This window comes from Salmonella sp. HY31 (assembly GCF_042604575.1).
In the GTDB taxonomy this organism is placed as follows: Bacteria; Pseudomonadota; Gammaproteobacteria; order Enterobacterales; family Enterobacteriaceae; genus Salmonella; species Salmonella diarizonae.
The window spans coordinates 2085171-2104451 of record NZ_CP170479.1 but is presented as its reverse complement, the minus strand read 5'-3'; the positions used below and the strand labels follow the sequence as shown (position 1 = coordinate 2104451).

Annotated in this window: 25 protein-coding genes; 4 read left to right on the top strand and 21 right to left on the bottom strand. The window is 44.0% G+C overall.

Annotated features, from left to right (window positions below; genetic code table 11):
- Window positions 1–14 precede the first annotated feature (14 nt).
- The 20 genes from ACE15A_RS09920 to spiC all read right to left on the bottom strand — a co-directional run bounded on the left by ACE15A_RS09920 (window position 15) and on the right by spiC (window position 13063).
- The gene (locus tag ACE15A_RS09920) at window positions 15–1007 is read right to left on the bottom strand and encodes a SepL/TyeA/HrpJ family type III secretion system protein (protein ID WP_053508083.1); all 993 of its coding nucleotides are present in this window, start codon (window positions 1005–1007) and stop codon (window positions 15–17) included.
- Window positions 997–1671 carry an SPI-2 type III secretion system apparatus protein SsaK gene (ssaK, locus tag ACE15A_RS09915; RefSeq protein WP_023248085.1) on the bottom strand — a complete coding sequence of 225 codons (675 nt, stop codon included), beginning with the start codon at window positions 1669–1671 and terminating at the stop codon, window positions 997–999. The genes ACE15A_RS09920 and ssaK overlap by 11 nt, the downstream gene beginning before the upstream one ends.
- Window positions 1668–2237 (bottom strand): type III secretion system domain-containing protein, encoded by a 570-nt coding sequence (locus ACE15A_RS09910; RefSeq protein ID WP_071790779.1) that lies wholly within the window; start codon window positions 2235–2237, stop codon window positions 1668–1670. The genes ssaK and ACE15A_RS09910 overlap by 4 nt, the downstream gene beginning before the upstream one ends.
- On the bottom strand, window positions 2234–2983 hold the full coding sequence (gene ssaJ / locus ACE15A_RS09905) for an EscJ/YscJ/HrcJ family type III secretion inner membrane ring protein SsaJ (protein WP_023248083.1): 750 nt from the start codon (window positions 2981–2983) through the stop codon (window positions 2234–2236). Before ssaJ ends, ACE15A_RS09910 begins: the two co-directional genes overlap by 4 nt.
- Window positions 2980–3246, bottom strand: a complete 267-nt coding sequence (sctI, locus tag ACE15A_RS09900) for a type III secretion system inner rod subunit SctI (protein ID WP_023248082.1) — start codon at window positions 3244–3246, stop codon at window positions 2980–2982. Before sctI ends, ssaJ begins: the two co-directional genes overlap by 4 nt.
- Window positions 3243–3533: an EscG/YscG/SsaH family type III secretion system needle protein co-chaperone gene (locus ACE15A_RS09895; RefSeq protein WP_024149673.1), complete on the bottom strand. Its 291-nt coding sequence runs from the start codon at window positions 3531–3533 to the stop codon at window positions 3243–3245. The genes sctI and ACE15A_RS09895 overlap by 4 nt, the downstream gene beginning before the upstream one ends.
- A complete protein-coding gene (gene ssaG / locus ACE15A_RS09890) occupies window positions 3511–3726 on the bottom strand; it encodes a type III secretion system needle filament protein SsaG (RefSeq protein WP_023248080.1) in 216 nt (71 codons plus the stop codon). The genes ACE15A_RS09895 and ssaG overlap by 23 nt, the downstream gene beginning before the upstream one ends.
- Before the next feature lie 93 nt (window positions 3727–3819).
- Window positions 3820–4515: a pathogenicity island 2 effector protein SseG gene (gene sseG, locus ACE15A_RS09885; protein ID WP_023248079.1), complete on the bottom strand. Its 696-nt coding sequence runs from the start codon at window positions 4513–4515 to the stop codon at window positions 3820–3822.
- Entirely contained in the window at window positions 4512–5300 is a 789-nt protein-coding gene (sseF, locus tag ACE15A_RS09880) for a type III secretion systems effector SseF (RefSeq protein WP_023248078.1), read from the bottom strand. The genes sseG and sseF overlap by 4 nt, the downstream gene beginning before the upstream one ends.
- A gap of 15 nt (window positions 5301–5315) precedes the next feature.
- Window positions 5316–5750, bottom strand: coding sequence for a SycD/LcrH family type III secretion system chaperone (locus ACE15A_RS09875; protein WP_023248077.1), 435 nt, complete (start codon window positions 5748–5750; stop codon window positions 5316–5318).
- Window positions 5751–5802: 52 nt separating this feature from the next.
- Window positions 5803–6219, bottom strand: a complete 417-nt coding sequence (locus tag ACE15A_RS09870) for a pathogenicity island 2 effector protein SseE (RefSeq protein ID WP_024149672.1) — start codon at window positions 6217–6219, stop codon at window positions 5803–5805.
- A 2-nt stretch (window positions 6220–6221) separates the two neighbouring features.
- Complete coding sequence (gene sseD, locus ACE15A_RS09865; RefSeq protein ID WP_129382410.1) at window positions 6222–6812, bottom strand: SPI-2 type III secretion system translocon protein SseD; 591 nt, start codon at window positions 6810–6812, stop codon at window positions 6222–6224.
- 15 nt (window positions 6813–6827) lie between these two features.
- Window positions 6828–8285, bottom strand: a complete 1458-nt coding sequence (locus ACE15A_RS09860; RefSeq protein ID WP_053508087.1) for a type III secretion system translocon protein — start codon at window positions 8283–8285, stop codon at window positions 6828–6830.
- A gap of 2 nt (window positions 8286–8287) precedes the next feature.
- On the bottom strand, window positions 8288–8761 hold the full coding sequence (gene sscA / locus ACE15A_RS09855) for a CesD/SycD/LcrH family type III secretion system chaperone SscA (protein WP_023248073.1): 474 nt from the start codon (window positions 8759–8761) through the stop codon (window positions 8288–8290).
- Entirely contained in the window at window positions 8758–9348 is a 591-nt protein-coding gene (sseB, locus tag ACE15A_RS09850; protein WP_053508088.1) for an SPI-2 type III secretion system translocon protein SseB, read from the bottom strand. Before sseB ends, sscA begins: the two co-directional genes overlap by 4 nt.
- Window positions 9349–9354: 6 nt before the next feature.
- Window positions 9355–9681, bottom strand: a complete 327-nt coding sequence (gene sseA / locus ACE15A_RS09845) for a type III secretion system chaperone SseA (protein ID WP_023248071.1) — start codon at window positions 9679–9681, stop codon at window positions 9355–9357.
- A 34-nt stretch (window positions 9682–9715) separates the two neighbouring features.
- The gene (gene ssaE, locus ACE15A_RS09840; RefSeq protein WP_064055790.1) at window positions 9716–9967 is read right to left on the bottom strand and encodes a type III secretion system chaperone SsaE; all 252 of its coding nucleotides are present in this window, start codon (window positions 9965–9967) and stop codon (window positions 9716–9718) included.
- Window positions 9968–9974: 7 nt separating this feature from the next.
- Entirely contained in the window at window positions 9975–11186 is a 1212-nt protein-coding gene (gene sctD, locus ACE15A_RS09835; protein WP_023248069.1) for a type III secretion system inner membrane ring subunit SctD, read from the bottom strand.
- A complete protein-coding gene (locus ACE15A_RS09830; protein WP_023248068.1) occupies window positions 11167–12660 on the bottom strand; it encodes an EscC/YscC/HrcC family type III secretion system outer membrane ring protein in 1494 nt (497 codons plus the stop codon). The genes sctD and ACE15A_RS09830 overlap by 20 nt, the downstream gene beginning before the upstream one ends.
- A gap of 1 nt (window position 12661) precedes the next feature.
- Entirely contained in the window at window positions 12662–13063 is a 402-nt protein-coding gene (gene spiC, locus ACE15A_RS09825) for an SPI-2 type III secretion system protein SpiC (protein ID WP_053508089.1), read from the bottom strand.
- A gap of 398 nt (window positions 13064–13461) precedes the next feature.
- Between spiC and ACE15A_RS09820 the strand changes: the two genes are divergently transcribed.
- The 4 genes from ACE15A_RS09820 (at window position 13462) to mlrB (ending at window position 18936) form a co-directional block, all read left to right on the top strand.
- Window positions 13462–16212, top strand: coding sequence for a two component system sensor kinase (locus tag ACE15A_RS09820; protein WP_053508090.1), 2751 nt, complete (start codon window positions 13462–13464; stop codon window positions 16210–16212).
- 43 nt (window positions 16213–16255) lie between these two features.
- A complete protein-coding gene (locus tag ACE15A_RS09815) occupies window positions 16256–16894 on the top strand; it encodes a two component system response regulator (RefSeq protein ID WP_023248065.1) in 639 nt (212 codons plus the stop codon).
- Between the two features lie 179 nt (window positions 16895–17073).
- Window positions 17074–17802 carry a MerR family transcriptional regulator gene (locus tag ACE15A_RS09810; protein ID WP_023248064.1) on the top strand — a complete coding sequence of 243 codons (729 nt, stop codon included), beginning with the start codon at window positions 17074–17076 and terminating at the stop codon, window positions 17800–17802.
- Between the two features lie 174 nt (window positions 17803–17976).
- On the top strand, window positions 17977–18936 hold the full coding sequence (gene mlrB, locus ACE15A_RS09805) for a transcriptional regulator MlrB (RefSeq protein WP_053508092.1): 960 nt from the start codon (window positions 17977–17979) through the stop codon (window positions 18934–18936).
- A 122-nt stretch (window positions 18937–19058) separates the two neighbouring features.
- Here mlrB and fumD read toward each other — a convergent pair whose 3' ends face one another.
- The gene (gene fumD / locus ACE15A_RS09800) at window positions 19059–19271 is read right to left on the bottom strand and encodes a fumarate hydratase FumD (RefSeq protein WP_023248062.1); all 213 of its coding nucleotides are present in this window, start codon (window positions 19269–19271) and stop codon (window positions 19059–19061) included.
- Window positions 19272–19281: the final 10 nt, after the last annotated feature.

Below are 19281 nucleotides of genomic sequence, written 5' to 3'. Positions count from 1 at the left end.
TTGAAAACCTGGTATCAGAATAAAACCTGATTTACCTTTAATTCACGAAGAGTTTCGAGGATTTGTTCACGTTGATCTTCATCGTTAAAACAATTATCTGGTATCAGCATAAACTGCGCATCAAGTTGTTGGAGTAACCGATTAAACATCCGCGATGAAGGAACTACAGCGGTAAGTCTGTCAAGCAACCAATCACTGAAAAGCCAACGCTCACAAATGATATCAAGTAGCAACGGCAGTAATGTATTAGGCGGCAACTGGCAAATCCATTCCTCACGTTGGCACTCTTTTTCAAGGCCAAGGAATAACAGCAAACGACGCAAACGTACTAATGCTGCAGCCAAACGACTTTGCTGCGAGGATTCGATACATATGCTAAGTTCAAATGCTATTGCTCTTAGCAAAATACGGACCCGCTCACAACGATCCGGCCAGTCAGCCACGCGTCTAAACCACTGCGATAAGGGCATTTCATCGTTGTCTATCGACTGTTGCATAAAACGTTTCAGAGAGGCCAGCGTAGCAGTATCCACTTCGCCAAGTTCCATTAAACTAAAAACGGCAAGTTCCCATCCCTCCTCCGCTGTGAGCGTATCCAGTTGCGATTGCAAATCTCGTTTTTTCTTTTTTGACAACCCGCCAGCAGTAAGCGCCATTGCAAGAGAGATAATTTGATGCGCATTCTGCAAATTAGGATCGCCATTTTCTTCGGTAAGCGGACGCAATGTTACGCCATTATCCTCCTGTATTTGTTTTATTAAACGCAGCAACGCCTGCTGTCTGCGCTCCAGTTTCTCAGCATCAATAAATTTATATTTTTCCCGGAGTTTACCACTCAGCGCCATCCCTATTTCTTCCATCGTCTCATAGAGCGCAGTCCCCGTCGTTTCCTGTAATTCCTGAAGAGCCAACATTGAAGGCGAGGTAACCTCTTGTTCCTCTATAAGCTGACCAGGGGTAAACTCTGTAGGAGGCGTTATTTTTATTTCATTAACTTTAATATTCATCACTACCTCTATTATCTTCACCGTTACGTAGCCATTTCAGTAACGCATTGAAATGGCGAGAGAGTGAAAATTCAACTGAATATCGAGTTGAGGAAAGCTCAGCCTGATCGGTAGAGAAACCAGGCTCGATAATCAGCGTAAACCGTTTTCCAAAAGTTTCACGCATCAATGCCTCTTTTTCAGGGTGAATACGCAAATAAAGCCCCCCCTCTTCCGCCATAGCCGTGGCCTGGCGTGCCAGACGATGACACATAACACTGTCTACCGACTGTTGGTCGAACCAGGCCATCAGAATCTGTTCTATACTATTTTTAATATGATGCTCAGCTTGATCGACCAATAAAAGAAATTGACTTTCATCTTCTTGTAGATGTTTTACATATTGTTCTAACCACTCCACCTCCATTTTTTCCAGCGTATCTTTACGCAACCGCGATATTTCCTGCTGTAGCTCCATTTTTTGTTCACGCTGGTAACGATAGGCGTCCCGGATGATTTTTTCAGCCTTCCGGTAAGCAGCATTCACTACAGCTTGTGAAACTTTATTGGCCTGTTGCTCTTGCGCGAATAAAGTTAATTGTAAAGTTACCCAGTGTGATTCAATAATATTTTGAGCCGGCAGTTTATGGTTAATTTCCATTAACGGGAGTGAAGTGAAACTCATAGTAAATGCTCCATAAAGATAATCTCGGTAAGAGAAGTCTTCGGCCAAAGTATACGCAGTGGGGGGGGTAATAACACTAATAACGCATGTAAAACCACATCGTCATACGCTTCCCGATTAAGAATGGCGGTACCGATTTGCAACGCTGTTTGTTGCATCGCTTGCGGAGAAAGTAATTTGCCATCTCTTTGCCCCAACCAACCATATAGTTGCCAGATCTCATCCTCGCTAAACCACTGTAGAAGCAATTGCCGATACTCTGGCAGCATAAAATAGTCACTGCACCTGAGTTTGAATAACCCCAGTCCAAATGCAAATGCAGATATACGCGGCGCAAGACGAACCTGACGTTTTTGCCTGTCATTCAACCGGGCTGGAATAACAGAACTTCTCCTTAGTCTATACAATGATCTATTAAGCAGGCGATCCAACTCTGGTCGATCGCCATAACGCCAGCAACTGGAAGGATGAAAGCCCAGTTTACACAGCCATTCCGGTACAGCATAGCGAGCAGGCTGCCAGAAATAACGATAAAGTTGCAAAACCTCCGGGTCAGGTCGGCTCAGAAACGGCGTCTCAGGAAAAAATAGCCGATCAGGATGCCGCCCCCCAATAGCAGTCCTGTCATCGATAACATCAACTGATAAGGGTATTGGATCAACCACTTCACCACCTTTCCTTTATTGGCATTGATAACGTCCATAATCCAGAACGCTTGTCTCGCTGGTACGTCAGGTACCATCCTGAATTCAGCAGGTTGCATCAAGATACTGATCTTACTGTATTGCAACCCAGGGATTGACATCTCGATTAAATCTTTGATTTTTACCCGGAAGGCCTCCATATTGACCTGAGGTGAATATTTTATAAATACGGCGACAGAGCTCGGAGAAGAATGACTTCCCTCATCATAATCCGGTAGTGCAATGGTAACTTCTGCATTAATCACTCCCTCCATCTGACTCAGCATTCCTTCAATTCTTTGCTCTTTTAAAAAATTAATCTTCTGCTGTTCTTCCTGGGGTGATACCACTAACTGATTAGCTGGAAACATCTTATCTGCCGTCGTAAACTGGTGATGCGGGTAGCCATGAAGTCTAAGTAGCTCAACCGCATTAATAAATTGCGACTGCTCGACATGTAAGGTAATGCCATCCTCCTCCTGCTTTTTTTCCGCATTGATGCGATGCTGCATTAGTAATGCCAGCATCTGATTCGCCTCATCTTCCGGTAATGAACGATAAAGATCCACATCACATGCCGTAAGAAGGAACGCCAAAGCAATAAGAAATACTATACGATGAACCTTCATGTCATACTTACCAGCTTATTAAGCGCTTGTGATGCTGAGCCTGATATCCTGGCAAGAAAATCTACACCCACGGTCAATTCCATATAATCCATTTGCCTGGTCAGCATAACAGGAGGTAGTAAGACATTGGCGTTATTGACTGACACATCATCTGTCATTAATTGTTTAAAAAGATTAATTTGCTCCTGACCTGCCTCCGTAGAGGACATTACAGAAGATTGAGTGTTTACAGGCATTCCTCTGCTGATATCAGAAATATTCAATTTTTAAACTCCTCATTTGGCGCAGGAAATAACAAACGTAACGCCATAGCCTCTGGTAAATCAATACCCGCTAAAATTTCCCCGGCTTTTAGCGGTTCATTTAATCCCGCCAGCAATAATGCCAGGCATACCAACTGTAATTTTTTATCCGGAACAATAACAGATAGCGCTGGCAACATCGCATGTACCTGGGAAACAAGACTATGGTTAACGCCAGCAAACATAATTTCCAGTAGCAACCGTCGAACATCGTCGCTAATAATTTCAGATTTTAGCAATAATTCCACTAAGCATGTCCTTGATCATTTTGATCATTGAACTTTCGTAATTAATAAATGTAGAGTACTGCTGCAAGGCAAATTGCACTTTAATCATTGATTCTGGGTTGAGCAAATCATTGCCATTCATTTTGTCATTAATGGCCTGTCCCGCCTGGCGCGCCATGTGGGAGAGCATATCCACTAATTGTGCAATATCCATAATACTTTTCCTTAAAATAAATACATCGTAAGGATACTGGCAACATATCAAAATTTAGAAATAGATGAGCATCAGGTATATACCTGAAAATGGTCACTCCGGCGCACTTTGTTCTGGCATCACCTGAGCCAGCAAACGATATAATGGGCTACTGACCTGCATACCGGTCATTGCCATCCCATCCATACCAAAGCGAGTAAAACTCATTAGTCCGTAGGTAATATCATTAATACGCTCTAATAAATGAGACTGTAGTCCCAAAGTGCTACTCCAGTATGAATGCGTCATCACCGTCGCGGTTAAGGCTAATCTACCTCCCAGAGAGACAGCTTTAGCAATGGCCATACTTTTTCGTTGATTGACAAAGCAATTAGCAATATAAAAAACGGCGTTTCCTATACTATCGTGAGCCACAGGCAAGTGATGTTTATGGTGATAGATAAGACAGGCGACATCCGCAATGGCAATAGCAAGGCCAACTCCCGCCAGGGCCAGGAGTGGTGCGCCTCCACCGCTTAGCACTGTTAACGCTATTCCGGCGGAACAACATAAAACCTGTCCGCCCAAAATGACCATTTGCCAACTAAAAATTTCTTTTGGAAAAACCGCTATCATTCGTTTAGCAAGCCCGGTCAATAATCGTTCTTTTCCTTGTTGAGGATCTATTCTACCGATTTCTACATCCCTGGTGGTTTCCGGATGCGGCAATGAGGGACATGGAGATGAATCCGTAGGCGCGTAAACAGGAAGTTGCCCTCCCACCTGAGCATTTGGGCTAACAGGTTTCATGGTTCTCCGACTCCACAATATTGATTACCCATACTTTCCATTGATGCAGGTAGAGTAACTGATTTACAGGACTCTATAATTTTTTCCGCCAATAACACACTGGGATCGGCAGGAAACTCATCAAAAGTATTTTCCTGATCGGCACTTGGGGTTCGGGCAAGGTAATAATCCAGTACCGCACCTATCGCTGTCAGACTAGCGGAGGTAATGACAGTCCCCATCTCCAAAGAGGCCGCGATATTTTCAGCGGCAGGCAGTGGAAATAGTAAGGGTATAACCAGGGAAGAAATAGCGATTCCTGAACGTATTAATAAAGAAAGACAGTTGGCAAGAGTGTTAGCGCAGGTAAGGTTTGCTCCACATTTTAACGCCAGCTTACTGACCACAAGAGCAACGCTATCACTGGAAGTTTGTAACGGCTCCTTTTGCTGACATATCAATTGATAATTATGATACGCACAGCAAGCATCCCCGGTGGCAATCACTAGCGCAGCACCCGCAAGAATAACAATGGGTAACCCTGCCCCGCCAGAAATTACCGCTGCAGCGACCGATAATCCGAACACGACTGTCGCACCCAGCGCACGAATAGTGTATTGAATAAAATGCATAGCATAATCCCTCTGTTGCTTTACCTGTTCAGGCGTAAGCAACACAGATGTTATGGGGGCATCAGGGACTGGAATTTCAGGGGGAGTAAACGATGTCCCCTCCGCTTGCATATCGGAAGGAATACTATTATTCCCGGCTATATTGCTTGCCGCTGGTGGAATATGAACCTCCATATTTCGCCCTGTTATTTAAGCAATAAGAGTGTCAAACATTGTTTGAGCATTCTGGCGAATCTCACTCCATGAGGCATCCGCATAACTCATCTTGATTGCAGTTTGGAAAGCCTCCCTCGCCAGCCCTGATTCCCCCATCATTTTGAGACAGACGCCTGTTTGGTAAACCGGTTCTGGATGACTGACATCCAGCATCAATGCATGGCCATAGAAATTGATGGCCGTTGAGTATTCTTTAAGCATCATCCAGGCGCCAGCTAATGCAATATGGGCACGCCAACTCCATGGCTGGGCCATCACCAGCCAGCTAAAATCGATTACGGCGCGCGAATAATCCCCCTCCTGCCATGAGGCATAACCTCTGGCATAGACGGTTTCTGGATCAACAGATAAGAGCTGTTCCAGAATTTCTTCCGGTACTTTGTTTTTCTGATTTTCACTCATCATCATACCTATTGATTGCTATTTTTCCCTTAATAGAGGTTTACGCCAGGGATGTCATTTAAAAACGCCGCTGGGTAAGATGCTCGGCGGATAAAATTGTCCAGCTATCGCCATCCAGCAGGCTAAAGGTCGCTCCCATTACTGTCAGGATGCGCAATAATTTCCTGCGTAACAATGATTGTTTTTCATCCAGAACATCGGTGATTATTAACATCTTTAAACATGTTAACTGCGGGTGATGAACAAATATCCCGCGTAAAAGCCCCAGTAAGTGAAACAATTGCTGTGGTCGGGGCTGCCCGGACGTCAGGCGCCTTAACTCACAAATAATCATTTCCTCTGCCTCAATACGATATACCACCAGGTAAGGCGATAATATAAACTGCTGCCCAAGCAATATAGAGGTTTCCCCTAAATATGCAGGCTCAGTTAACACCTGATGCCGGCGCAACCATTGCTCTATTTCTTGCACTATTTTTACCTCGTTAATGCCCGGAGCATTTGAGCAAGAATATCGACCATTGACGTCCCCCTACCCATGATTTGCTGCATGATTTCAACCGCTTTATCCATAATATCCATCAAGCTTTTGTTATAAGAGTTGGCCCCATTTTGTTGCAGGTCGGCAATCGCTTTATCTTGATCGCTTTGACGTTGCGCTACACCAGCCCCCAGGCCCATGACGCCCCCAGCAGTGTGTCCCATGGCTTGACCTAATATAAGGCCGGTTTCCCCGCCTGCAGCCCCGAGTCCTATCGTCAGCACTCCTGACAACATTGCGCTACCCGCAGTAATCATTGATGCTGTAAACGTTTGATCAATCGTTTTCATTTGCGTCTGTAAGACATTGACCTGCAGTTCCCAAGTCAACCTCTGCCTTGTCTCGTTATAGGTACGCATAATATCGCGCAGCTTTTTGGCAAGCTCTATTAGCTTCGTCCAAATTACATCAAATAACAGAAGCAATGATTCAGTATCCACTCTCTCCCCGGATTGAGATTGAGCCGAAGAAGGCGCTAACAAGGAAGACAACATTGGTGATGCTGGTGCTACGTTACTCGCTTCCATATTTTTATCCTCGGATTAAGCGCGCCAGCCAGCCATTTTCGACTGAACGCTACCATAATTATCAATGGTATCTAATGCATCTTTAAGCGCTATGCCGCTACCTTTATAAAGCGCCTGTAAGCGTTTTTGTTCCATCTTTTTTTGGCCTTCCGTTTGTTCTATTATGAAATCCAGAAACCATTGCTGAGCCATTAATTGCTCTATTTTTTTTTCGAGCTTCGCTTTTTCTACTTTAATCACGCCTGTATTTATCTGATTACCTCCCTCGGTTACACATCTGATAGCCTGTAAGCCTTTAAATGAACAATCCCTCAGTAATGCATTCATAATTTTTTTAAACATATTGAAGAGGACCTTATTACGAAAACTTTTTGACAGAAAGTTTTCCCCTTCTTGCGCACATTTTTCCATGGCTTCTTTTGCCGCTTCTTTCGCCATGGCTTTCACCCCTGCTTTGGTAAAGCTTTTTCCTGCGCTTCGCGTCATATTTTGTTCTACGTCATGAGAAAACTCGGCAGACTCCTGTGCCATCTCATCCGTCATCACCATTTCACGTTCCAGCGGCTCAAATTGTTGGGAAAATTTTTCGCTCACCGCGTCGCCAAACTCTTCAGCCAACGCCTCCATTTCTGCTTCGCCTGCACCTACCATACGCTCAGCGATTTCTTCGCCGAAACCGGAGTCAAGCACTTTTGCAGCGGCGCCAGCCAAGCCTCTCGTCGCCATAAAAGCACGGCCAATCTGGAAAACATCCAGTGCCAGCGCGACAGTTTCACAGCCAAACTGAATTTTACTTGTAACGTCAATAATCGCCTGACAGGTATCGTGGTCAGCACCGAACATCATTGCTGTTTCGGCTCCGGCTTTAATCATTCCTGCACAACCTGCGGCCATATAGGCTACACCGCTAGCCATTTCTGCAGGATTACCGGACAGAAAACCTTCCACCACTTTTAAGGCGCCAAGCACGGTTTCAAATATGCCGGTAATCCAGTCAAAAATAGCGCCAAAAATGCCCGCTTTACGTGCTTTATCCTCCTGCTCTATCGCTTTCTGGATCTGCTCCTGATACTCCTTCACCTGCTTATCACGTACTGTATTTTGCACCTCAGTTGCTCGATCAAGCTGTTGGCATAACGATTGAGCGCTACTACCGAAGACGCTAATTATTAATGTCGTCATCATCATTGATAAAACCGTGGGATTCATCTGCATAAAGTCAGGCAATGATGATGGGCTATTATGATCTCCGGGGACGGCATTAAGCAGTTGCTTCAACGCGTTGTTTGCCTCTGGAAGGCTAATTTTCCCTGCTGCCTCACACGCTACTCTGGCATTGTCACAAGTAAAATCTACACGCGGCTGGCGTTTTCCCAGCGATCCCGAGGAAACACAACTGACATTGCTTAAATGATGATGTAATAAGGCGTTTACTCCCGCGGCGCTATCGCCATTACTGTGGATTCGATTCATTCTTAGCTCCTGTCAGAAAGTTGCTGTAACATCTTTTCTGCACGCAGTCGGAGGATTTGATGTTCACTGGCCTCGCCGCAAATACGCACCACGGCCCTTAACGCTTTCCTTGCATAACGAACGTTATCACACGCGAGATAGCATTCCGCTGCGGCCCAGGGCGCCTGCGGCGCATCCAGCTTAATCTGTGCCGCGCGTCCATAGGCGTATATCGCTTCTCCCCAGAGTTTTTGAGCCTGGCAGCATTCCCCTAACCGAAACCAGTAGTCAAATGACCAGGCATCATATATCGTCAGCAATTGAAAAAGTCGCGCTGCGCCGGCGAACTCGTTTACATCCATAAGCTGCATGGCATAGCGATACAGAGTATTAAGCGGCTGTGTCACATCCTCATCTAACAACATACGCAGCGAGCCGCCACGCCGGAAAAATCGTATCGTGTCATAGGCTTGCTGTAAGGTCGGCTCTTTTTTCATGAATACGTTTTCTGCGCTATCATACTGGAAATCTCCCCCCACTTACTGATAAGCCCCGTCAGTTGGGTAAGGACAGCATTAAGCTGCTGAGACATTTTTTGAATTGTTAACTGTCCCTGACTCATAAGATCGGTATTCCGGTTGGCGTCATTATCCAGAGCCGCTTTGACTGCCTGCAGGCCGCCTTTATCCAGTTTCCCCTTAACACCATATTTAGCTATATATTGATCAATGGTCATACCATTAACGAGAATACCATGGTCACGCATGTATTTAATTACATCCTCAGGCACCTCCTCTGTGGTTTTGGCATCTCCTTTGGCTGCTTCAGCAATAACCGCATCCATTTCATTTGACTTTTCCTGGGTATTTCTGGCACGTTCAGCGTTCTTCTGGATCTGTATAAACTTATCGTTTGCGATAGCCTGAATAACCATAAGGAGAATAAGTAAAACACCATACCCTTCGGCAAAAGGATTTTGCTGGGATAAGTCATCCTGACTCCCGGTATCTGTATTGCTGACGCCAAAATCATTATTAAATACAATAGGGTTATGATTTCCCCAAAAGACATTTCCTGAAGACATTGGGCTTTACCTTTTTGTTTTGCCTGGCGGTATCTCCACCAGGGATTGAGTATTAAGTTGTTGCAGCCGTGCTTCAAGTTGTTTAAACAAAGTTACTATTTTCTTTAAGTCTCTCTCGGCCTCCTGGTTAACCCCGGTAACGCCTTGTGGAAATAACTTATCAAGGATAGGATCTGTCTCACTGTTTTTTTTGGGATACTGCGCCCTTTCAGAAAGCTGTTGACTCACCTTAGCCCTGATTTGATTAAATTTTTTAAGGTAGTGATTTAGCTGCATGAAACTTTGCTCTAAATCGCGATATTCACTAAAAGCAGCCTTTTTCTTTATCATCATTATCCTCCTATATAACGATAGAGAAATTAACGTGCTAACTAAGCGTTTTTTCGCTTCCTCCCACAAGCGCACAGTTATGGTAACGATAATAAATGGTGTTGATGATATTTTCAGCCTGATCGATTGCTTCAATCAATAAGGTGTTTTGCTGATATTGCTGCGGGTCCTGTATCTTACTGTTGTTCTCTTCTAATTCCCGCCGGGCAGCCCTTAATTGTAAAATTATTCCTTTGGCCTCTTCACGCGAATGAAGCAGCAAGTCTTCTAACTGAGTCAGAGTTGTCATATTTCACTCACTTAAAATCTAATGGATAGTTAATCAAAGTATCATCATTTTTAATCGTTACCACATCGGCACTCAGATGGACAATTTCTCCCCCATCGGGTAACAGCGCCCCTACGCGTAAACGCTCCTTATTGGTTAGTAATAAATAATCACCATGACGGCTCTGCACAAAGCCAGCTACTGGTGCGGGCAGATATTTTCCTCCATCATGAGAAGGCGCAATATCCTGATAGATTAAAGAAAGAGCAGGGTCCTTTTTCTTTAATGCTGCCAGCATTTCTTGCAGAATACGTTGATGAGATTCATCCAGTACGCCACTGATAACAAAAGAGCACCGTATTGGCGTAACATTAACAAGGCCCACTAAACCGTTCTCTATTATCGCAGCAATAATATCATTCCCCTGAGATTGATGAGAATAACTAATCTTCCAGTGCAACAGCCCGGGGATATCTGCAAGTAACGGTTGAACCTTACGCCATCGCTGATCCATCCGTATATCATCATGAATTAACACACTACCAGGCCCTTCGCTGGATACTTCAGCATGGGGGTAATCCATTTTTATCAAAATATCCTGCACTTCTCGTATCAATAAGTCATCACAGATTACACTATCCCGGTACATAACCCCCCATGATTCGAGCGTCGCTCTCACCTTTTGCATCTGTTCGTTTGACGAGCAATAACCTGACAATTGCAGGCTTCCATCTTCTTTCCATTGTGCCCGGACATAATGAATGTTGCTTTTATCTAATAAAAGCTTAACCCGCAAAGGTAAATCATTTACCGTTTCAGGCTGACCACCAATACTTGACAAGGCCCCCATTCCACCGATGAAAATCAAGAATACGCCAGCCAACCACCAATGCCGTAATCTGGAAATCGGTATTTGGTAACTGGCAAGATCACAATCCGATTTACCAAACGCCATAGCAATCCCCGCAACCTGCAAAACCCCACTGGACGGTAGCGGCTTATTTTGATTGAATCTGCGTCCATTAACTCTAACCCTGGCTTTCCCTGCATCAACAAACAAACTCTCTTCCTGTTCTCTCAGTACAATCTTTCCATTTATAGTAAGCGGAATACAAATATCACACCCCTTCTCCCCCAGTGACAGGCGTCCTTCATTCAGCCATACTTCCCGGCCTTGTAAAAGGCGATCTAAAAAACGTATTTTCCAGGAACTCGTCGGATTAGCCATGAGATATGCCATTATTTACTACTGAAGCTTTAATTAAAAAAAGCCTGATTACACTATGTACTTGAGTCGTATCATTGCGAAACAAATGCCCTAAGACAGGAATATCGCCTAATAAAGGAATTTTATTTTGCGAACGGATTTGCTTACCTTGTTTAAATCCTCCCAGCAATAGACTTTGTCCGGCCAATAATGTGGCTTGCGAAGCAATTTCAGAATTTTGCACCTCGGGTAGCGGATTTGTTTCGCTTTGTGTATCACTTTGTTGACCATCCTGAATATTGAGATTCAGCATTATTTTTTGCATGCCATTATCGTTTAATAACCGAGGCGTAACGCGCAGCAAAGAACCCGTCGTGATGGATTCAAGCTTAGCCACTTTTTCCCCCTGTAGTTTAGTATAGAAAGTAATATTCTTATCCAGTACAGCCTGGATATTATTTAAAGTAACGACAGATGGTTGGGAAAGTACATAAGCCTGAGAACTTTTTTCCAGTGCATTCAAACGCACCATAAAGTTTGAAGTATCGCTGATTACCGTTGAAAAACCGCTAGTACCACCGTCATTCAGACCCGAATTGAAAGCAATCTTCTTCCCACCCAGCGACACTGCCGTCCCCCAGTCGATTCCTAACTGGTTAATATCTCCAGCATTAACATCAATAATTTTCACAGAAATCTCTATCATTTGTTGGCGTTGATCTAATTCTGTGATGAGTTTCCGATACCCCGCCATATTGGCCGCATAATCACGAACGATCACTGCATTTTGTCGTGGATCGGCAGCAAACATAGGTAATGCCTGTGTCGCGGGTGAACCATCACTCGGAGATGCCGCCGGTACGCCAGATTTACTCATCTCACGTAATACACTCACAACGCCAGGGACCACGACAGCTTGATCTCGATATTGGTATTGAGTATCCATCGCAGTAGCATACTTAAGTGTGTATATATTCACACTTACCGCACTATCTTTTCGTTTGACTAACGCATTATCCAGTACTGAAGCTAATTGAGTAATGCGAGTCAGACAACTGGGAACACCGCTCACCTCCACTGCGCTAGTACCGGCAATTTCTTTAACCACGCATCCCGGTGATGAAAGGACATTCTGGCTACGTAAGTAATGAATGAACCGTCCAGTAGGTAAGATATTGAAAGTGATAACCTGATGTTTTAATAATGATGTGGGATATACATATAGCATATTGCCATCAAACCAGGTAAGTAGATCATATTGTGTTGCCAGGTTATTCAGAATATCCACTGGCGGTTCTGGAGAAATCTTCCCACTAAATGTGGCTGTTATTGATGGACTAATAGTAATAGCTGTATCATAGTTCTCTGAAAGAAGATGTAAAACCTCTGCTAATGGCATTTGTCTGGCATAGAGGGTAAAGTCATTACCTTTCCATGATAGCTCATCACTCTTTGCCGTACTGAGTATAAATAGTAACATTAAGATTAAGCTTCTATTTGCTATCATTTTATAGCCCACCCGAATAAAGTTTATGACGATTGCGTATTACATTTTTTAAAACACAAGTTAAAGCCAAATGTTTTTCTATCTCGATAGCAATAAGCTCAGCGTCACTACTTGTGGTATAATAACCGTTTAACCATCCTCCATCCGTTGTGAGCTGTATAGCATAATCATGGATGTCTGGGTGTGCTGCAAGCAGTAGTGTCACATAGGCAAGACAAGGCTTAGGTAAGCTTTCCAGGTCATTTAAGAACAAAGAAATAGAAAACGCTTCTGAGAAGAGTTCTCCCCTGGCAGGATGTCCATCAATAGTCATTATCCAGAATCGACTATTACCTTCAGTCTTAATATCCCGGATCAATGGAATGCCTTTTAAAACAGCCAGCATGAACCCCTCCTCATACATAAAAAAGAGTTTCTATCAAATTCGCTCACAACCACATCCGTAAAAAGCCTGATTCACATTTATTTCAACGATACTCTTCTTATACAATATCAGGATATTGTCTACATATACATTGTTCGGCGCACTCCTATCACTCAGATTTCCCTATAGATTCACAATTATATTTTTGCCACTGACACGACTTATTACAATTAGAAAAATTATTTATCAAATAAACTGTTACGATGTTTTTGCGTTACCTCGTATTAGAAAGTAATTGTAGTCATCGAGTGGATTATATATGAAGAAATTTATCTACCTAATGTAACACACTCGATTAATCTTCTATTGAAACTATATGTACTGCGATAGTGATCAAGTGCCAAAGATTTTGCAACTGGCAACTTAAGGAAAGCATTATGAATTTGCTGAATCTCAAGAATACGCTGCAAACATCTTTAGTAACCAAGTTAACCTTTTTATTTTCATTAACAATAATAATTATTTGGATGCTATCTGTATTTTCAGCGGCTTATATATCAATGGTTCAGAAACGACAGCATATAATAGACGATTTATCCATTATCTCCAGAATGAATATTGTACTAATCAATCAACGTTTTGAAGAAGCTGAGCGTGACGCCAAAAAATTAATGTATCAATGCTTATTAGCTACTATTAATCGCCATAGCGATACCTTCCCTGGGCTTAGTCGACACCTGTCTGTCGATTCCCCAAATTGCACACCGACGCTAAACCGGGATAAGCATCGTGTCTTTCTTCCATCCTATAATATCGATAAAAGAAGTTATCATTACGATAGCTTTATTCTTAACCATAAAAATGAAATCCCATTATTACCGGCTGATAACTCTCCAGGATACTCTACTCTACAGCTTATGAGACTAATACGTTTTCCTTTATACCCAACCCATGCAGACTTCTACTGGAGTAAGCCAGAATACATAAACGGCATAGGATGGAGTGTTTCCGTTGCGTTTTCCGCTCAGCAGGGAGTATTTTTTGGGATGACTATTGAGCTTCATGATCTCATGTCTAATAGCCATCCACAATTAGATGATAGTATTCAAGTATGGATAGATCAGAATAACCACTTATTACCGTTTTCATACACATCTCAAAAAATACGTACACTGTTAGAACATGTAACGCTGCATGACGGATGGCAACAGATTCCCGGTTTTCTAATATTACGCACGCCCCTGCATGGCCCCAGATGGAGCCAGGTTATTCTATACCCATACGATAATTTATTTAGCCGCATCTTAAAAACTATCCTTCAACAAATCCCCTTTACGTTAACAGAGTTGGTGTTGATGACGTCGGCTTTTTGTTGGTTACTTCATCGCTCACTGGCCAAACCGTTATGGCATTTTGTCGATGTCATCAATAAAACTGCAACTGAGCCGCTAAGCACACGTTTGCCAGAAGAAAGACAGGATGAATTAGGCAGTATTGCCTGCGCTTTTAACCAACTACTTGATACCCTACAAGTACAATACGACAATCTGGAAAGCAAAATCGTAGAACGCACCCAGGCTCTAAATAAGGCAAAAAAACAAGCCGAACAAGCAAGCAAACGTAAAAGTATTCATCTTACGGTAATAAGTCATGAGTTACGTACCCCAATGAATGGCGTACTCGGTGCGATTGAATTATTACAAACCACCCCTTTAAACATAAAACAGCAAGGATTAGCAGATACAGCCAGGTACTGTACATTGTCTTTGCTAACTATTATTAATAATCTGCTGGATTTTTCACGCATCGAGTCTGGTCATTTCACATTGCATATGGAAGAAACGGCGTTACTACCGTTACTGGACCAGACAATGCAAACAATCCAGGGACCAGCGCAAAGCAAGAAGTTATCATTACGTACCTTTGTCGGCCAACACGTCCCGCTTTATTTCCATACCGATGGTATCCGTTTACGTCAAATTCTGGTTAATTTACTCGGAAACGCAGTGAAATTTACCGAAACCGGAGGGATACGTCTAACGGTTAAGCGTCATGCGGAACAATTAATATTTCTGGTTAGCGATAGTGGTAAAGGGATTAAAATGCAACAGCAATCTCAAATCTTTACTGTTTTTTATCAAGCGGACACAAATTCGCAAGGTACGGGTATTGGACTAACTATTGCTTCAAGCCTGGCTAAACTGATGGGCGGTAAACTAAAACTAAAGAGTATTCCCGGAGTTGGAACCTGTGTATCGCTAGTATTATCCTTACAAAAATACCAGCCGCCGCAACCAATAAAAGGGACATTGCCAGCCCCTATCAGCCTACATCGTCAACTTGCTTGCTGGGGGATACGCGGTGAACTACCCCACCAGCAAAATGCGCTTTTCAATGCAGAACTTCTGTATTTTCCTGGAAAACTCTACAATCTGGCACAACAGTTAATATTGTGTATACCGAATACACCAAACATAAATATTTTGGTACAACCCTGGCAGTTGCAAATTCTTCTGGTTGATGATGCCGATATTAATCGGGATATCATCGGCAAAATGCTTGTCAGTCTGGGCCAAAATGTCACCATTGCAGCCAGTAGTAACGAGGCTCTGGCTTTATCGCAACAGCAGCGATTCGATTTAGTACTGATGGATATTAGAATGCCAGAAATAGATGGCATTGAGTGTGTACAATTATGGCATGATAACCCGGCTAATTTAGATCCTTATTGCATGATTGTGGCGCTATCAGCTAGCGTAGCGTCAGAAGATATTAGTCGTTGTAAAAAAAATGGGATACATCATTACATTACAAAACCTGTGACCCTGGCTACCCTGGCTCGCTATATCAGTCTCGCTGCAGAATACCAGCTTTTACGAAATATCGAATTGCAGGAGCAAGATCCGAACCGCTGTTCAGCGCTACTGGCGACAGATGATATAGTCATTAATAGCAAGGTTTTCCAGTCACTGGATCTCTTGTTAGCTGATATTGAGAATGCTGTGTCTACTGGAAAAAAAATCGATCAGTTACTTCACACATTAAAAGGCTGTTTAGGTCAAGCAGGGCAGACTGAATTGGCATCCTATGTAGCAGACATTGAGAATCGCGTAAATATGGGGAAAATCATCACTATAGAGGAACTAACCGACTTACGTCAGAAAGTACGTATGATCTTCAAAAACTAAACCATCACTTAATGTTTATCTTAATTTTCGCGGAGGCAGCAAAATGAAAGAGTATAAAATCTTATTAGTGGACGATCATGAAATCATCGTTAACGGTATTATAAATGCCTTATTACCCTGGCCTCATTTTAAAATTGTAGAACATGTTAAAAATGGTCTTGAGGTTTATAATGCTTGTTGTGCATATGAGCCTGACATACTTATCCTTGATCTTAGCTTACCGGGAATCAATGGTCTGGATATCATTCCCCAATTACACCAGCGTTGGCCAGCAATGAATATTCTGGTTTACACTGCATATCAACAAGAGCATATGACCATTAAAACGTTGGCCGCAGGTGCTAATGGTTATGTTTTAAAAAGCAGTAGCCAGCAGGTTCTGTTAGCGGCGTTACAAACGGTAGCAGTAAACAAGCGTTACCTTGATCCGACGTTGAATCGGGAAGCTATCCTGGCTGAATTAAACGCTGACACCACCAGTCATCAACTACTCACTTTACGCGAGCGACAGGTTCTGAAACTTATTGACGAGGGGTATACCAATCAAGGGATCAGCGAAAAGTTACATATCAGTATAAAAACCGTCGAAACGCATCGAATGAATATGATGAGAAAGCTACAAGTTCATAAAGTGACAGAATTACTTAACTGCGCCCGAAGAATGAATTTAATAGAGAATTAGCCAGGGGTATCCTATGGTATTGAGCATTTTGTCATATTTTGATGAGCCTTACGCCATTCAGTATTGCTCATCATCTACAGAAGCCATGCGGATGCCCTACTATGCCACACAATTTATCACTACCTTAATCTCCGGTTAGTCGTGATATAGTAAAATCCCTTTATTTAATGGGCTTCATCATGTCGTATTCTATCGGCGAATTTGCCAGACTATGCGGTATCAATGCCACTACGCTCAGGGCATGGCAGCGACGCTATGGTTTGTTGAAACCGCAGCGTACTGACGGCGGACATCGCTTGTACAGCGATGACGATGTTCGACAAGCGCTTAGTATCCTCGACTGGATGAGAAAAGGCGTGCCGATAAGCCAGGTCAAACCTTTGCTGTCGCGTCCAATCATTCGCCTGGGCGATAACTGGATAACGATTCAGGAAACGATGCTTCAACATCTCCACGAAGGGCGAATTGACGCGCTACGGCAGTTGATTTATGACTGCGGCCGCGAATATCCCCGAGCGGAACTGGTGACCTACTTATTACGTCCGTTGCGCAGCAAAGTGTCAGCGCATCTTCCCGCCGTGATGACGCTGCGCGAAGTACTGGATGGCATCATTATTTCTTACACCTCTTTTTGTCTTGAAGGCGATAGAAAAGCGCCAGGCTACAATGCATTTATTAGCGGCTGGCATCTCTCAGATCAGTGCGAAATCTGGCTGGAAGCGTTGACACGTACCGGACAAGGGTTGCGGATCGATGTTCTTCCTTCCCCACCAGCCGTACTGGCGCCCGAACTTTTCGCCCAGAGAAAATGGTTTCTGGTGACTACCGGAAAGCTCACTGCCGGGCAGAAAAAGCAGCTTGCCCAATGGCGCAACGTTGTCGTTTCGCTTGAGGTTATCACGCTATAAGCCCTTAAATGCACTTTCCACCTTCATTCTATCTCATTGATATTCCAATACATAAAAAATAATCCTCACGAAAACTTAGACAAAAAAACAAAATTGTGTAAGTTTTAAATCAATGCAAGATAACATCTTGCGCCATTCGGCGTCAGTCGTCGTGCTTTCAATGAGGGGGAAATCATGAATAATAAACCCGTAGTCGGCATTAGCGGATGTCTGACTGGCGCCGCGGTACGCTTTGATGGCGGACATAAACGTATGGATTTCCTCATGAACTCTCTGGCGCCGTGGGTGACCTACAAACCGATCTGTCCGGAGGTTGCGATCGGCCTGCCCGTTCCTCGCCCTGCGCTGCGTCTTATCCAGATGACCTGCGGCGACATTCGGATGCGCTATAGTCATGTCCCGCACGATGACGTCACCGATCGGATGAACGCCTTTGCCGATCGGTTTTTACCAACGATGGGCGAACTGACGGGATTTATTGTGTGTGCAAAATCGCCCAGTTGCGGAATGGAGCGCGTTCGCCTGTATGATGAAAAGGGTAATCGGGGCCGCAAAACTGGTACCGGACTGTTTACCGCCGCAATAATGGCCAAATATCCCTGGCTGCCGGTAGAAGAAGATGGTCGTCTGCACGATCCGGTATTACGCGAAAATTTCATCGCACGCATCTTCGCGCTACATGAATTAAATGCGCTACGCGCGCAGGGCCTGAGTCGTCACAATTTGCTCGCATTTCATAGCCGATACAAACTACAGCTTCTCGCGCACCACCAGGCTGGCTACCGCGAAATTGGCCCTTTTGTTGCGCATCTGCATGAGTGGGACGATCTGGATGCCTTCTTTGTCTGCTACCGGGAAAAACTAATGGCTATCTTGCGCCATCCCGCTTCACGTAAAAATCACACCAATGTGCTGATGCATATCCAGGGCTATTTTCACCGCGCGCTGAACAGCAGGCAACGCGTGGAATTGCGCGAGGTGATTCTCGGCTATCGCGCGGGCCAGCTACCGATCCTCGCGCCGTTAACGCTACTGAAGCACTACCTGGCGGAACATCCGGATGACTATCTGCGCACGCAGAATTATTTTGAGCCGTACCCTGGTACGTTAGGGTTGCGTTTAGCCATCACCTGATAACCCTACGCATCGCTAACGGCGGGCAAATAGCCCGCCGTGATGACAATATCGCGAATGCTCAAAGGCGATACTACTATCATTTCGTTATTGCCAACAGGCCGTTTCCACCATGATACTGGCTATGACCCCGCCAGAGCGTTAATCACCGCTTCCATAGCCTGTTTTTCTAACGCGCTACGTTGGATACGTTGATTCGCCAGCGCGGTTCGTAACATACCCGCAATAACTATATGCTTCGGCTCCTGCCCCAGATCGCGCATTTCCAGCACGACTTTGCCCACCACTCTGCACATCTCGCGGTACAGTTCGTCATCTTTTGTCGGTTTTGCCATACGTTTTACT

What these genes read in the sequence shown, in the direction of transcription:
- ACE15A_RS09920 (WP_053508083.1), bottom strand. Translation starts at nt 1,007, where the DNA reads ATGAATATTAAAGTTAATGAAATAAAAATAACGCCTCCTACAGAGTTT.
- ssaK (WP_023248085.1), bottom strand. Translation starts at nt 1,671, where the DNA reads ATGAGTTTCACTTCACTCCCGTTAATGGAAATTAACCATAAACTGCCG.
- ssaJ (WP_023248083.1), bottom strand. Translation starts at nt 2,983, where the DNA reads ATGAAGGTTCATCGTATAGTATTTCTTATTGCTTTGGCGTTCCTTCTT.
- ssaG (WP_023248080.1), bottom strand. Translation starts at nt 3,726, where the DNA reads ATGGATATTGCACAATTAGTGGATATGCTCTCCCACATGGCGCGCCAG.
- sseG (WP_023248079.1), bottom strand. Translation starts at nt 4,515, where the DNA reads ATGAAACCTGTTAGCCCAAATGCTCAGGTGGGAGGGCAACTTCCTGTT.
- sseF (WP_023248078.1), bottom strand. Translation starts at nt 5,300, where the DNA reads ATGGAGGTTCATATTCCACCAGCGGCAAGCAATATAGCCGGGAATAAT.
- ACE15A_RS09875 (WP_023248077.1), bottom strand. Translation starts at nt 5,750, where the DNA reads ATGATGATGAGTGAAAATCAGAAAAACAAAGTACCGGAAGAAATTCTG.
- sseD (WP_129382410.1), bottom strand. Translation starts at nt 6,812, where the DNA reads ATGGAAGCGAGTAACGTAGCACCAGCATCACCAATGTTGTCTTCCTTG.
- ACE15A_RS09860 (WP_053508087.1), bottom strand. Translation starts at nt 8,285, where the DNA reads ATGAATCGAATCCACAGTAATGGCGATAGCGCCGCGGGAGTAAACGCC.
- sscA (WP_023248073.1), bottom strand. Translation starts at nt 8,761, where the DNA reads ATGAAAAAAGAGCCGACCTTACAGCAAGCCTATGACACGATACGATTT.
- sseB (WP_053508088.1), bottom strand. Translation starts at nt 9,348, where the DNA reads ATGTCTTCAGGAAATGTCTTTTGGGGAAATCATAACCCTATTGTATTT.
- sseA (WP_023248071.1), bottom strand. Translation starts at nt 9,681, where the DNA reads ATGATGATAAAGAAAAAGGCTGCTTTTAGTGAATATCGCGATTTAGAG.
- ssaE (WP_064055790.1), bottom strand. Translation starts at nt 9,967, where the DNA reads ATGACAACTCTGACTCAGTTAGAAGACTTGCTGCTTCATTCGCGTGAA.
- sctD (WP_023248069.1), bottom strand. Translation starts at nt 11,186, where the DNA reads ATGGCATATCTCATGGCTAATCCGACGAGTTCCTGGAAAATACGTTTT.
- ACE15A_RS09830 (WP_023248068.1), bottom strand. Translation starts at nt 12,660, where the DNA reads ATGATAGCAAATAGAAGCTTAATCTTAATGTTACTATTTATACTCAGT.
- spiC (WP_053508089.1), bottom strand. Translation starts at nt 13,063, where the DNA reads ATGTATGAGGAGGGGTTCATGCTGGCTGTTTTAAAAGGCATTCCATTG.
- ACE15A_RS09820 (WP_053508090.1), top strand. Translation starts at nt 13,462, where the DNA reads ATGAATTTGCTGAATCTCAAGAATACGCTGCAAACATCTTTAGTAACC.
- ACE15A_RS09815 (WP_023248065.1), top strand. Translation starts at nt 16,256, where the DNA reads ATGAAAGAGTATAAAATCTTATTAGTGGACGATCATGAAATCATCGTT.
- ACE15A_RS09810 (WP_023248064.1), top strand. Translation starts at nt 17,074, where the DNA reads ATGTCGTATTCTATCGGCGAATTTGCCAGACTATGCGGTATCAATGCC.
- mlrB (WP_053508092.1), top strand. Translation starts at nt 17,977, where the DNA reads ATGAATAATAAACCCGTAGTCGGCATTAGCGGATGTCTGACTGGCGCC.
- fumD (WP_023248062.1), bottom strand. Translation starts at nt 19,271, where the DNA reads ATGGCAAAACCGACAAAAGATGACGAACTGTACCGCGAGATGTGCAGA.